General features: G+C 61.2%; 16 protein-coding genes. 11 read left to right on the top strand and 5 right to left on the bottom strand.

The genetic code is table 11. The annotated features are described in order from the left end of the window. Window positions 1–52: 52 nt before the first annotated feature. Complete coding sequence (locus G6N74_RS05915; RefSeq protein WP_165115311.1) at window positions 53–400, top strand: DUF1491 family protein; 348 nt, start codon at window positions 53–55, stop codon at window positions 398–400. A 20-nt stretch (window positions 401–420) separates the two neighbouring features. Here the strand turns inward: G6N74_RS05915 and G6N74_RS05920 are convergent, their stop codons facing one another. The 5 genes from G6N74_RS05920 to G6N74_RS05940 all read right to left on the bottom strand — a co-directional run bounded on the left by G6N74_RS05920 (window position 421) and on the right by G6N74_RS05940 (window position 5,975). Next, window positions 421–1,359 carry a DUF2336 domain-containing protein gene (locus G6N74_RS05920; protein WP_205826541.1) on the bottom strand — a complete coding sequence of 313 codons (939 nt, stop codon included), beginning with the start codon at window positions 1,357–1,359 and terminating at the stop codon, window positions 421–423. Window positions 1,360–1,759: 400 nt separating this feature from the next. Beyond that, complete coding sequence (locus G6N74_RS05925; RefSeq protein ID WP_246245655.1) at window positions 1,760–2,134, bottom strand: tudor domain-containing protein; 375 nt, start codon at window positions 2,132–2,134, stop codon at window positions 1,760–1,762. Window positions 2,135–2,574: 440 nt separating this feature from the next. Continuing rightward, complete coding sequence (locus G6N74_RS05930; RefSeq protein WP_165115317.1) at window positions 2,575–3,117, bottom strand: DUF1254 domain-containing protein; 543 nt, start codon at window positions 3,115–3,117, stop codon at window positions 2,575–2,577. Next, window positions 3,110–3,694 carry a DUF1214 domain-containing protein gene (locus G6N74_RS05935; protein WP_165115319.1) on the bottom strand — a complete coding sequence of 195 codons (585 nt, stop codon included), beginning with the start codon at window positions 3,692–3,694 and terminating at the stop codon, window positions 3,110–3,112. The genes G6N74_RS05930 and G6N74_RS05935 overlap by 8 nt, the downstream gene beginning before the upstream one ends. 121 nt (window positions 3,695–3,815) lie before the next feature. Further along, window positions 3,816–5,975, bottom strand: a complete 2,160-nt coding sequence (locus tag G6N74_RS05940) for a transglycosylase domain-containing protein (RefSeq protein ID WP_165115321.1) — start codon at window positions 5,973–5,975, stop codon at window positions 3,816–3,818. 306 nt (window positions 5,976–6,281) lie between these two features. Here G6N74_RS05940 and G6N74_RS05945 point away from each other — a divergent pair, with 306 nt between their 5' ends. The 10 genes from G6N74_RS05945 (at window position 6,282) to G6N74_RS05990 (ending at window position 13,157) form a co-directional block, all read left to right on the top strand. Beyond that, window positions 6,282–6,758: a hypothetical protein gene (locus G6N74_RS05945; RefSeq protein WP_165115323.1), complete on the top strand. Its 477-nt coding sequence runs from the start codon at window positions 6,282–6,284 to the stop codon at window positions 6,756–6,758. Beyond that, a complete protein-coding gene (locus G6N74_RS05950) occupies window positions 6,649–7,992 on the top strand; it encodes a DNA-packaging protein (RefSeq protein WP_165115325.1) in 1,344 nt (447 codons plus the stop codon). Before G6N74_RS05945 ends, G6N74_RS05950 begins: the two co-directional genes overlap by 110 nt. A gap of 53 nt (window positions 7,993–8,045) precedes the next feature. Further along, window positions 8,046–9,227 (top strand): phage portal protein, encoded by a 1,182-nt coding sequence (locus tag G6N74_RS05955; RefSeq protein ID WP_165115327.1) that lies wholly within the window; start codon window positions 8,046–8,048, stop codon window positions 9,225–9,227. A gap of 28 nt (window positions 9,228–9,255) precedes the next feature. After that, window positions 9,256–9,612: a DUF6107 family protein gene (locus G6N74_RS05960; RefSeq protein WP_165115329.1), complete on the top strand. Its 357-nt coding sequence runs from the start codon at window positions 9,256–9,258 to the stop codon at window positions 9,610–9,612. Further along, window positions 9,596–10,294: an HK97 family phage prohead protease gene (locus G6N74_RS05965; RefSeq protein WP_165115331.1), complete on the top strand. Its 699-nt coding sequence runs from the start codon at window positions 9,596–9,598 to the stop codon at window positions 10,292–10,294. Before G6N74_RS05960 ends, G6N74_RS05965 begins: the two co-directional genes overlap by 17 nt. Continuing rightward, the gene (locus G6N74_RS05970; protein WP_165115333.1) at window positions 10,291–11,547 is read left to right on the top strand and encodes a phage major capsid protein; all 1,257 of its coding nucleotides are present in this window, start codon (window positions 10,291–10,293) and stop codon (window positions 11,545–11,547) included. The genes G6N74_RS05965 and G6N74_RS05970 overlap by 4 nt, the downstream gene beginning before the upstream one ends. A gap of 129 nt (window positions 11,548–11,676) precedes the next feature. After that, complete coding sequence (locus G6N74_RS05975) at window positions 11,677–12,246, top strand: head-tail connector protein (protein WP_165115335.1); 570 nt, start codon at window positions 11,677–11,679, stop codon at window positions 12,244–12,246. Next, a complete protein-coding gene (locus tag G6N74_RS05980) occupies window positions 12,243–12,581 on the top strand; it encodes a phage head closure protein (RefSeq protein ID WP_165115337.1) in 339 nt (112 codons plus the stop codon). Before G6N74_RS05975 ends, G6N74_RS05980 begins: the two co-directional genes overlap by 4 nt. Then, complete coding sequence (locus G6N74_RS05985; protein ID WP_165115339.1) at window positions 12,578–12,766, top strand: hypothetical protein; 189 nt, start codon at window positions 12,578–12,580, stop codon at window positions 12,764–12,766. Before G6N74_RS05980 ends, G6N74_RS05985 begins: the two co-directional genes overlap by 4 nt. Continuing rightward, entirely contained in the window at window positions 12,747–13,157 is a 411-nt protein-coding gene (locus G6N74_RS05990; RefSeq protein ID WP_165115341.1) for a DUF3168 domain-containing protein, read from the top strand. The genes G6N74_RS05985 and G6N74_RS05990 overlap by 20 nt, the downstream gene beginning before the upstream one ends. Window positions 13,158–13,209: the final 52 nt, after the last annotated feature.

Here is a 13,209-nt window from a genome sequence, read left to right on the forward strand (position 1 = left end):
GGGCGACCGGATAAGCGTTGCCCTCCTTTATCAGCGTGAGCCGTTCATCTCCATGCGCGTCACCACCGACTTCTGGGTTTCCGCACTCCTGCGCCGGGTTTTCAGCGCCGGCGGCTTTGCTGCGATCGTCAAGCGCGGGGCGACGGAAGCCGGCGCAGTCTTCGTCATGTCGCGCAACCGCCTCGGCGAAACGGCTCTGTACGGGCCAGCGCCACAGACCAGCTATGATTCAGCCCGCCCGGACGAGAGGCATTTTTCATCGCTGAATGTCGGCGAGGACGCAGCCGCTCTGGAGGCTCGCCTGGAAAAGGAAAAGCGTTTCGATCCTGACATCTGGGTGGTCGAGATCGAGGCGGGACAGACGCCTGTCGAAGATCTGATATCCGTCACGAAACTTTGAGCCGTGTGCGCTCGGCGTCTTCAGCCAGCGGCACTTCGGGTTACAGTCTGCGATGAGACGGGAGCGGATGGCGATCCGGCCTTCAAGGTCTTGGCGCCCTGGTGAGCGGCGTCCAACTGCATGTTTCGGTAGCTGTTCAGAAACAGCCGGATTGATTCCGGGTCGGCGAATTTTCCGGGATAGACGCAGGAAGCGAGGAGGAACGCCTGCTCTTCGCTCAGTTCGAGAGAGCGGAGAACCGCGATCAGTTCGGGATAGTTGGCTTTTTCGATTATCGACTTCGCTGTCAGAAAGTCGATGTCGCTGGTGTCGGCGAGCGCTGTCTGGAAGAGAGCCGGATTGCCGGTCAGGGCCATGTCGCGAAGTTTCGCGTATCGCAGCGATCCGGTGGACTGTTCGGTCGTCGCATCGGGTGCCGTTTGTGCGGATAGCATCATGGACCGCAAACGTCTGCGCGCATTATCGGCGGAAATGCCGGGGACAGGTTCGGGATTGCCGTCGCTCAAAGCCTGTGCCCTGTTGGCCGCTTCTACCTGAGCTTGACGCTCCTTCGGCAAAGGCAATCGCACCAGCTTCGGATTTTCGAGCGCCCAGACCAGATCGGCTATCGCTTGGTTGAGATCGGTGCGGCGTGCGATGGCACGCGCATGTGGCAGTCCATGGCGGCCTATCAATGCGATGAGGTCGACATCCCTGAGAACCTTCGAGCGAATGAGCAGAGGAGCGGCTATGTCGACGGTTTCGTTGGAGAGCCGGCGGATCAACCCGCTGGGCGCATCGGCACATTCCGAAAGCGCGGCGGCGGCAAAGCGGCGCGCCTCGACCGAAACCGCGTCGAAAAGCGGCAGCACCAGATCCTCAAGCTGCTTGATGTCGCGCCGCGACGGGCGCGTCAGCGAGCAGAAGGCCGAGACGGCAGCGCGAAACAGTCTTTCGCTGCGCCCCGCTTCGCCTTTCAAGGCGAGTTGCCTGAAGTCTGAGGATGACACGAGGACTAGGCCTTACTCAAAACGCACACTTACAAAACAACCTGCCGGAGCCTGACCGACAAAGTGACGGTCTGGCGATTGCCGCAGAACCAAAGATAAAGTCAGCGTACGATCCGTTAGTCCAGTGTGCGTTTGCATACTTTTCTGCGTTAGTGCTAACACATTGAAAAATATGAGCAAACCAGCATAACGCGCTGCCAGCTCTAAATTCTTATCAAATCCTACATATCCTTGGTTAAGGCGCGGTGAATTGGTTCGAATGAACGGCGTTGCGTCCCTCAAAAACCACAAGCCTATAAAAACGGAACCCGCCGAAAGATCGGCGGGTTCTGTCAGCAGTCCGGGCAGGCACGGGGCCTGCCTATGCCTTTCACTGTGTCCGGCAACGGCCGGTTTTGGTGGTTTCCTTGTCGCCGTCGTCATAGTTGATGCCGATCTTCTCGCCAGCCAACGAAGCGATTGTGCCCGGATACCAGTCACCGGCGTTCTTGTAGTTACACTGGACCTTCATGCCGATCATCCAGTCATAGGGGCGAACCTTGTCCAGGCTTACCGTCTCCCGGTCGCCGTCGTCGTAACGGATCGTGACCGTTCCGCCTTCGACCTTTTCGGCAATGCCCGGAAACCAGTAACCAGCGTTTTTGTAGTTTCCGAGTACCCAATCACCTGCCGTCTGAGCGCTGGCGGCCCCACCACCCAGCGCTATCATGCCGACTGCAATCAAAATAGAACTATACTTAATCAAATCTGGTCTCCCCATTTACCAGCCCCCAAGCGGACCTAACAACGCTGTTATTATGGCAGTAAGACTGAATGCCAGATGAACCGTTGGCGTCGGCCGGTTCGCTTGTGCGCATTTTTTTCGAATGCGTCAGAATACCTTAGCAGTCTGTTAACCCTCTGCTGGCCTTATCAAGCATGGAGGCGTTGCGTAGTTGCTCCGGTCATACCGAGAGGGAAAGCGCGTGTCATGGGCAGCATACTGTCTTTCGTGCCGCGGAAAGCGGCAACCAGCCATACGGATCGTCCAGCAGAAACTCAGGCGTCCGTGATCATTTTTCCGGGGGTTCGCTACGAGCGACGGGCCATGTTGGAGGCGTCCGGCGTCAGTACGATATCGAGCTACGTCGGACCGAACCATAAGAAGCCCGCCCCTCATCATTGAGGGGCTTTCGAGGCGAGGGGCTACTGCGGTTCGCAGGAGATGCTGCCAAGAAAACTGGCGGCGACCTGCTTCCAGCTGTCATCCGGAACGAAGCTTCGCACCACGACGATGCCTTCATCGATCGGGGCCTCGACGAAGATCGACTTCTCAAACCCCTCCGGCAAATCCTTGCGGACCTCGATCATCTGGGCGGGCGTCAGGACGACGAAGTTTAGCGAACGGTCCGTCGTCGTTCGATCGTTGAAACTGTAGATATTCTGACCGGCCCGGTTGTAGACCGAGACCGACCAGAACGGCATGTCTCCCTGCGCGCGCACCTGTACCACGCCGTCGGTCAGGTCGAAACGGCAGGCTGCCGCCTCAAACAGCGGGTCGACCGACTTTACGGTCGATGTCGGACCGGTCTCGGCGGCAAAGGGAGTGGCCGTGTAGAGATCAGCCGCCATCGCCAGGCGCGACCACGCGTCCCTTTCGGAGAAATCCGGGATCATCATCAGGACTGCGATATGAACGATGCCGGCACCGATCAGGCCAAGGATGATTGCGTGAATGAGCCTAAGCATCGCAGTCGGCTTTCCTGACGAGCGGTAATGCCACGTCGGCGATACCTGTACTGCTTGCAATCGTCGTGTCGAAAAGGGTGAGCACGAAGAACATCGCACCTGAGCCGCGCACTGCCAGCCAGTTGCCGGGCTGTGGGCGGTTGCCGATGGAGATCGACAGGGAATTGTCCGGCGATCTGAGCACCTCATAGGAATGCAGCGCGGCCGCCGGCTGCCTGTCATCCTTGATCGCGCTTAGCGTCTCGTCGGCGGCGTAAAGCGTCCAGAAACGCGCTGGTGGAACCACGCCCTCGACGGTGTAGGTGCAGTTGCGTTGCAGGACATCGCCTGAAGCATCGCGCTGGGCGATGAAGGAAAGACCCTCTGCGCGGCCGAGCGCAAGAACCCCTTCACGAGCAACGCGCGCTTTGGAATAGGGATCGGCGTCGACGGTGCCGATCTCTGGAAAGGCCGTCCATCCACTGATCGATACCGCTCCCACGCCTTCCTGCAGCTTGAGCGCGTACCAGACGCTGGCGCCACCGCCGCCGACGGCGATGAGAAGGGCGAGCGCTATGAGGAAAGAGTTTTTGAGCATGATGCCCCGGAAGGAAGGATGCCGTACCGCCATATCGCGGTGTGGCAAGGCAAGGCAAGCGCGGCGAGAACAATCCCCGGTGCCCGCAAGATGGCTGCAGATGCGATTTCGGGAGCTACCGTCACAGGGCCGATAGCGTTTTCGGTTCGGCTGGCGCTTCCAGCACGGGTGCTGCGTGGAAGAAATCGCTCATCTGCCGCAGCGCCTTTGTCGTCGTGCTGGACAAGACCGGCGGGCGCTCGATCTCTGCAGTCGCGGCTGCTTCGTCTGCGTTCTTCTTTTCAGTTTCAGCGGCCTTGGCCGCGACCTTGGCGTCCACGAACGGGTCCTTGATGCCGGGAATGGGCTTGAGATCGATGTTCTGATGCGCGTAAGCCATGAAACGCTGCCAGACCATCGCCGGCAGCGAGCCGCCGGTCATGTCCTTCGTGGTCGAGAAATCGTCGTTGCCGAGCCAGACGGCGGCTGTGTAGTTGCCGGTGAAGCCGACATACCAGGCGTCGCGGTACGACTGGGTCGTTCCGGTCTTGCCGGCGGAGCGGATGCCGGGGAGGGCAGCGCGCCGGGCGGTTCCGATTTCCGGCACCTGAACCAGCATGGAATTCATGTAAGACATCGCCTGTTCGGAAAGCACGCGCTTCGGCTTGGGCGCGTCCTTGTAGTAGTCATAAATGAGTTCGCCGGAATGCGTCACGAGCTGGGTTATGCCATGCCGCGTTCCGGCAAAGCCGCCGTCGGCCATGGTATTGTAGCCGGTGGCCTGATCCATGACCGTCATGCCGGACGTACCGAGAACCATCGTCTTGTAGGCTTCGAGAGGGGACTCGACGCCCATGGCTACGGCCATGGCCTTGATCGGCGGGATGGAAAGATAATCCTTCGCCAGGCGCACGGGCACGGTGTTGACGGATTTCACCAGGGCAGTTGTAAGCGTCAGCCTGCCGGAAAACGAGCGGCCATAATTTTTCGGAGACCATGCGCCCCATGAGATCGGCCCGTCGGAAATCACGGAATCGGGGGTAAAGCCGTGCTCCATCGCCGTTGCGTAAACATAGGGCTTGAAGGAGGAACCGGCCTGCCGCAGCGCCTTGGTCGCGCGGTTGAACTGGCTCGCGCCATAGTCCCGTCCGCCGACGATGGCGCGCACGGAGCCATTGTTTTCCAGCACGACGACCGCGCCTTCGGTGACATGATATTGCTTTCCGTACTGCCGCAGGTGGAACTCCAGCGATTCCTCCACGGCGCGCTGGATGTTCATATCGATGGTGGTGCGCGCCACGACCGAATGGTTGCCGGACTTTGCGGCAACGCGCTTGACCTCATCGAAGGCCCAATCGAGAAAATAGTCCGGGCTCTTGCGGTCGCCGCGGTCGACGACATCGGCCGGATGAAGGCGAGCCGAGAGAACCTGTCCTTCCGTCATGAAACCGGATTGCACAAGGTTTGTCAGGACGACGTTGGCGCGGGCGCGCGCCGCCGGGAGGTTGATGTGCGGGGCGTATTTCGTCGGAGCCTTGAACAGGCCGGCGAGCATCGCAGCTTCCGGGAGATTGAGGTCCTTGACCTGCTTGCCGAAGTAGAAATCCGCTGCCGCTGCAATACCGAATGTGCCGCCGCCCATATAGGCGCGATCGAGATAGAGCTGCAGGATTTCCTTTTTCGACAGGTTCGTTTCGAGCCAGACCGACAGGAAGGCTTCCTTGATCTTGCGCTCCACCGTTCGCTCATTGGTGAGGAACAGGTTCTTGGCGAGCTGCTGGGTGATGCTGGAGCCACCCTGGACGACCGAATTCGCCCGCACATTTTCCGACATGGCGCGGAAAAGGCCGAGGAAGTCGATGCCGTAGTGCTCGAAGAAACGGCGATCCTCCGTCGCCAGAACCGCCTTGATGACGAAATCGGGCATTTCGTCGACCGGCACCGAGTCGCGCTGGATGATGCCGCGCTGCCCGATCTCATTGCCGTAGCGGTCGAGAAAGGTGACGGCGAAATCGTCCTGCTGGCGCCAGTTGCCGGTTGTTTCGTCGAATGCCGGCAAAGCGAGTGCGAGGAGGACGACCGAACCGGCCGCACCCATGGTGAAGCCTTCGCTCAGAAACTCGATGATGCCGCGCCGCCAGCCGGTGACGCGAAACCGCCGGAAGAAGATCGTCATCGTCTCCCAGAACTGGCGCGCCTTAAAACCTGCCTCGTACAGGGACGAATCGATCCAGGCATCGATAGCCAGCAACCTGCCGGCGCGCAGGCCTCTTGATTTTCGCTTTTCGAAAGGGTCTTCCATGCGACTGTAGCCCGAATGCGCGTTTCAAGACGTCCCAGATGCCATGCCGGCTCGTTGTCCGACATTGTTTTGTGCTTGATCTTACCGGATGAGGCGCCGGAAATCCAAGGCTCCCGTCAAGGCGACAAAAATCACACCCAAAATAGGAATATATTCTTGACACCGTAACGGTGCTTTGATAGTATCTCTATATCGTCAGAAAAGTGTGACCGGCGGGCCTGAACAGGCGGTAAACACCGCGTGAGATTGGCGACGCTTTTCTTCGGCACACCCAAAACCCCCACACCAAAAACCCCAGAGAGCTAGATGTTAACACGCACCCATGAACGGTGGATTGCGGCGCGCGCAATTTATGAAAATACGCGGGCGACCGTCGAGCAACTGGCGGCGGTAACGGGCTGGAAGGTTGCAACCATAGAAGCACGCATCGTACGGGAAAAATGGGTTCGCGCCGCTGAAAGCAGCCGGCCGGCCAGCCAGAACGAACGCCTGGCAAAGGTGGTGGACCGGCTGATCGGTGAGGTCGAAGCCATCGGGATGGGCACTGCTGAGGGCGCGGCGCTTCTGGATAAAGCCCGCATCGATGCGATCTCTGCGTTGACGCGTACCCTCGAAAAAATCGGCGAAATCACGCGCGGCAGCGAAAGCGCGAAAGAGAACCAGATAAAACGAGATGCAGACATGGCCGGAATTCTCCGTCGAATCGACCAACGAATCATCGAGCTGGCTGAGGGATACGCAAGGCAACTGGTCCTCCGAAAACCTGAAGGGCCCATCGGTTGAGCAGATCGAGAACGAATGGATTTTTCACGCTCGGCTTGCCCAGTATCGGCTGGATCCGCAACCCGCGACCTGGCTTGTCATCGGCGGGCGCGGTGCCGGAAAGACGCGGCTTGGCGCTGAATGGGTGAACAGCCTCGTTCGGGGTTTTTCGCCGTTTTCCGAGAGGTCGCATAAGCACATTGCGTTGATCGGCGAAACGCTGGGCGATGTGCGGGAGGTGATGATCGACGGCCCTTCCGGCATCATCACCATATCGCGGCACGACCGGCCACGGTTCGAGGCGAGCCGGCGGCGGCTGGTCTGGGACAGCGGCGCGGTCGCGCAGATTTTTTCCTCTGAAGATCCCGAAAGCCTAAGGGGGCCGCAGTTCGAGGCGGCGTGGTGCGACGAGCTCGGCAAATGGAAAAACGCCGAAGCCTGTTTCGACATGCTGCAATTCGGCTTGCGGCTCGGTGACCAGCCGCGGCAGCTCATCACCACGACGCCGCGGCCGACAAAGCTCCTGAAACGTCTCCTTGCGGAACCTGGTGTTGTCATCGAGCGGATGAGAACCGATGAGAATGCGGGCAATCTGTCCGCCGCGTTTTTGCGGATGATGGAAAGGCGCTATGTCGGCACCGCTCTTGGAAGGCAGGAGCTGAACGGAGAGCTGATCGAAGACCGGGAAGATGCTCTTTGGTCGCGCGGCATGATTGAAAATGTCAGGATTGCCGAACCGCCGGAGCTTTGCCGCATCGTCGTTGCCGTTGATCCGCCTGCAAGCGCGCGCAAGACGTCGGACGCCTGCGGCATCGTCGCGGCGGGGCTGGATCAGGAAGGGCGGGTTATCGTGCTCGCCGATGCGACGGTGCGGGCAGCGAAACCACATGAATGGGCCGCTGCAGCAGTTGCGCTGTTTCACCGTCTTGAGGCCGATTGCCTGGTTGCAGAGGTCAATCAGGGTGGCGACATGGTGACGGCGGTGATCCGTACGGTCGACCCGTCCATCCCGGTAAAGGCGGTGCGGGCGACGCGCGGGAAATGGCTGCGCGCCGAGCCGGTTGCAGCGCTTTATGAGCAAGGCAGGGTGCGGCACGCCGGGCGCTTTGTCGAACTTGAAGACGAGATGTGTGACTTCGGCCCGAACGGACTTTCGGGCAGCCGGTCGCCGGACCGTGTCGATGCGCTCGTCTGGGCGATAAATGAACTGATGCCGGATCAAATGGCGCGACCGCGTATCCGGGACCTTTTGTAGCGCGCAACGCGTCAGACGCGTCGAGACGGCCCAAATTTAAACAGGATGGACATATGGCTTGGAAATGGCCCTGGCCCCGCGATGCGGGGAACGGCAGCGTGCGGCCCGAACGCAAGAGCGGCAATCCGGGTGGCTTCGTCGCCATCCACGCCCAGGGCGAAGCACGCTGGACACGGCGTGACTATGCGACGCTGTCGCGCGAAGGTTTCATGCGCAATCCGGTCGTGCACCGCGCGGTCCGGCTGATCTCCGAGACGGCTTCCGCGATACCGTGGCTGCTTTATGAGGGCGTGGCCGAACTCGACGAGCATCCGCTGTTGAGCCTGCTTGAGCGACCGAACCAGCGGCAGGCCGGCGCATCGTTTCTGGAGGCGCTCTACGGGCATCTCCTGTTGGCGGGCAACGCCTATGTCGAACTGATCGAGGCAGGCGAGGGCGCGCGGGAACTCCATCTGCTGCGGCCCGATCGCGTGACGGTTTTGACGGATGCCTCCGGATGGCCTTCAGCACTCGAATACCGCGAGGGCGCGGGCAAGCGAAAGGCGCCCATGGGAATCCTGCAGGGCGGTGGGGCGTTGCATCTGACGCTGTTCCATCCGCTGGACGATCATTACGGTTTTCCGCCGCTCGAGGCCGCGCTGATGGCGCTCGACACGCACAATGCGGCTGGACGCTGGAACAAGGCGCTGCTCGACAATTCCGCCCGCCCGTCCGGCGCGCTGGTCTATGCGCCGAAGGAAGGCGGCAATCTCACCGACGAGCAGTTCGAACGGCTGAAGACCGAGCTTGAGGAAGGCTATTCGGGCACGACCCGCGCCGGCCGGCCGCTGCTGCTGGAGGGCGGGCTGGATTGGAAGGCCATGGGCATGACGCCGAAGGACATGGACTTCATCGAGGCGAAGCACTCGGCAAGCCGCGATATCGCGCTGGCTTTCGGGGTGCCGCCGATGCTGCTCGGAATTCCCGGTGACAACACATACGCGAATTACCAGGAGGCGAACCGGGCATTTTATCGCCTGACGATCCTGCCTCTGGTGGCTCGGATTTCCAAAGAGCTTTCCGGCTGGCTTGGCCCGGTGTTCGGCGAGGAATTGCGGCTCTGGTACGACGCCGACCGGGTCGACGGACTGTCCGGAGAGCGCGATGCGCTGTGGGCGCGGGTGGGGGCGGCAACATTCCTGAGCGATGACGAGAAGCGCGACGCGGTGGGTTATCAGCCGCGCGATCTGGCGTGATCGTTCGCTCCAAACAAGGAGGTTCATCATGACCGAGATGTCACAGACGGCCTGGATATGGTTCGCCAAGGGAGCCGGCGCCATCGCGGGCTCGGCGATTTCGCTGGCCTATATTCTGCCGCATGGGCGGCACGACGCGGCGGCGCGCTTTGCGGTTGGCGTGGTGTGCGGCCTGGTGTTCGGTGGAACCGCCGGTCTCAAGGTCGCGGCCGAACTCGGCGTTCAGGACATGATCGCGCCGGGCGAACTCGTGCTGATGGGATCGGCGATCGCGAGCCTTTGCGCCTGGTGGGCGCTGGGGTTTGTCATGCGCGCCTTCCAGCACAGCAGCCTCGCCAGGTTCATTGAAAAAAGACAGGAGCGGATGAATGCCGACAGGCAATGATGCGGCAAGGTTTTGCGAACGGAAGTTCGTCGATCTGGTGCTCGACGAGGTTGAAACGGATGGCTCCTTTTCCGGTTATGCCAGCCTGTTCGGGCGGGTCGATCTCGGCAAGGATATCGTCGAGCGGGGAGCCTTCGCCAAGTCGCTGCGAACGCGTGGAGCACCCGGTATCCGGATGCTTTTCCAACATGATCCCAACGAACCGATCGGGGTCTGGACCGAGGTGAAGGAAGATGCGCGCGGCCTGTTCGTTCTCGGGCGGCTGGCGAAGGATGTCGGCCGGGCTCGCGACGTGCTCGGCCTGATGCGTGGCGGCGCGCTTGATGGTCTGTCGATCGGATTTCGCGCCGTTCGCGCCAGGAAAGACGCGGCAAGCGGCATCCGCCACATCTTCGAGGCGGACCTCTGGGAGATATCGGTCGTCACCTTTCCGATGCTGCCCGAGGCGCGCATCGAAACGGTGAAGGGGCGAAGACGCCCGCTGCCGACGATACGCGAATTCGAATGCTGGCTCACGCGGGATGCGGGGCTGACAAGGAGCGAAGCCAGGGCGGTCATCGCCAAGGGCTTCGCCAATCTCGTGAGCGGGCGGGATGCCGCTGCGGGAACTCCCACAGGCCTCGCGGCCACGATCCGCGAGGCGACGCGGATGATCAACGAAACAAGGAAATCCCTCATATGAATGCAGCACACAATTGCAGTGCGCTCGAAACCAAGTCGGCTTCGGGCGAGCATCTCGATCTTTCCGATGCCTTCGGCGAGTTCATGACGACCTTCGAGGCGTTCAAGGACAGCAACAATGAAAGGCTGGCGCAGCTCGAACGGCGCGGCACCGATGTCGTGACGACTGAAAAGGTCGATCGCATCTCGCGGGCTCTGGACGAGCAGAAACGCGCCCTCGACAATCTCTCGCTGAAGAAGGTCCGCCCTGTGCTTGGACGCGAAGGCGGCCGGCTTGCATACAGCGAACACAAGAGCGCGTTCGAGGCCTATGTGCGAAACGGTGACGATCGCCAGCTTCGCGCCCTCGACACCAAGGCCATGTCTTACGGCTCCGGCCAGGACGGCGGCTATCTGGTGCCTGATGAAACCGAGATGGAAATTGGCGGGCGCCTTTCCGCTCTTTCGCCGATCCGCTCGATCGCTTCGGTGCGGCAGGTGTCGGCAGCGGTGCTGAAGAAGCCGTTCGCCATCAACGGTCCGGCGGTTGGCTGGGTCGGTGAGACGGCTGCGCGGCCGCAGACGGCAGCGCCGACGCTGGCGGAGCTGCAGTTCCCGACCATGGAACTCTATGCCATGCCCGCGGCCACGCCGTCGCTGCTGGAAGATGCGGTGGTCGATCTCGACCAGTGGATTTCGAGCGAAGTCGAAGCGGCATTCGCCGAGCAGGAAGGCGCTGCCTTCGTGAATGGCGACGGCACCAACAAACCCAAGGGTTTTCTCGACTACGCGACAGTGGCCGAGGGAAACTGGGCCTGGGGCAAGATCGGCTACACGCTGACGGGCGACAGTGGAGAACTGCCCGCGGACGATCCATCCGATGTCCTCATCGATACGGTCTACGCATTGAAGGCCGGCTATCGCCAGAATGCCAACTGGGTGATGAACCGCAAGACGCAGGCATCCATTCGCAAGCTGAAGGACGCTGACGGCAACTATCTGTGGCAACCGCCGGCAGCTCCTGGCCAGCGTGCCATGCTGATGGGCTTTCCGCTCGTCGAGGCCGAAGACATGCCGGATGCCGGCGCCGATGCTACGCCGATCGCCTTTGGCGACTTTGCCCGGGGCTACCTGATCGTGGATCGCACGGGCGTTCGTGTGCTGCGCGACCCTTACTCCGCCAAGCCCTACGTGCTGTTCTATACGACCAAGCGCGTCGGCGGCGGCGTGCAGGATTTCGACGCGATCAAGCTGCTCAAATTCGGCACCGCTTAAAATCTTCTGACCTCCCTATCGACGATGTTAAGCGGTGAGCCACCCCTCTCGCTGCTCGCATTGTCGTGGCGGCCCCGGTTCCTCCAGCCGGGGCCGTTTCTTTTTGAAATCCGAAAACGAGGTGCGCGAATGACGCTTTTCCGAACGGTCGATCCGGCCGTCGAACCGGTGACGCTGACGGCGGTGAAAAGCCATCTGCGCTTATCGCACGACACCGAAGATGAGCTGCTGTCCGGGTTGATCAAGGCAGCACGCGAGGATGTCGAGCGGGCTACCGGCGTTGCGATGATCAGCCAGAGCTGGCGCTTGGCGATGGATCGCTGGCCGCGCAGCGGTCGCGTGGTGCTGGCGCGCTATCCGGTGCAGGAAATCCTTTCCGTGACGGTCTTCGGCAGCGAAGGAGAAGCTTCGCTGGTCGATCCGGCGGACTATCAGGTCGACACGCTTTCGCGGCCGGCGCGTATTCATTTCGAACGGCGTCCCGAGCCGATGCGGGCGATGAACGGCATCGAGATCGATTTTTCCGCAGGTTTCGGCGAGGCCGGAACGGATGTGCCGGACCTGTTGAAGCGTGCGGTCACGATGCTGGTTGCCCACTGGTACGAGTTTCGCGCCAGCTATGGGCCGGCGGATCAGCCGGTTTCCTACCCGGCTGGCTACGACCGACTGATTGCCGGCTATCGCGAGCGGAGGCTGTGATGAACGCAACCTTTATCGACCCAGGCCAACTGAGAACCGAGCTGGCGTTGCAGGAATGCGTTGTGACGCCCGATGGGCTGGGCGGACATGGCGAGACCTGGTCCGAGATTGCATCCGTTTTCGCGATGATCGAGCCGGTAGCCGCACAAAGCGTATTCGGCGCCGGGCAGGCGCTGGAGACGGTGACCCATCGCATCACGATCAGGCGGCGCGACGGCGTGGCGAGCGGTATGCGCTTCGTCAGGCAGGAGCGCGTGTTCGAAATCGTCACCGTTCACGATCCCGACGAGACCGGCCGATATCTTATCTGCAGGGCTCGGGAGGAGGGGCGATGAAAGTGGCGATGGCAATGACGCTCGACGGCCTTCTGCGCTCCCTTCGCTGGAAGGCGCATGATCTGGCGGAGAACACCGAACGCCGCTACCGTACGCAACCGCGAACCCCGTTGATCGGAGAGGATATCTCCGATCGCGCGGCTCGAAGGATGGGGGACCAGGACGATGACCGCACCAGCCGCTGAATTGCAGAAGGCGATTTTCGTCGCACTCGGCGGCGACCAGGCTCTGACGGTGCTTCTGGGCGGCAGCAAGATCTACGATCACGCTCCGACCAGTGTCGCGTTTCCCTACATCACCTTCGGACGCACGAGCATTTATGACTGGAGCACCGGAACCGAAAGCGGAACCGAGCAGCTTTTCACGCTTCACGTCTGGTCGAAGGCCAAGGGCAAGAAGGAAACGCTCGACGTCATGGAAGCCGCCAGGGCGTGTCTGGACGGCGGTTCGCTTGCGCTCGACGAGCATCACCTTGTGAACATGCGCCTCGAATTCGCCGAGGCCAGATATGACGAGGACCTTTCGGTCCATCACGGCTTGCTGCGCTATCGCGCGGTGACCGAAGAAGCGGCCTGAGCATTTCGCGCTCCGGCGCGGCCGCACACTTCCAACAAACAATCAGGAGACC

Origin of the sequence: Mesorhizobium zhangyense (assembly GCF_011045115.1) — a bacterium.
Taxonomy (GTDB): Bacteria; Pseudomonadota; Alphaproteobacteria; order Rhizobiales; family Rhizobiaceae; genus Mesorhizobium_M; species Mesorhizobium_M zhangyense.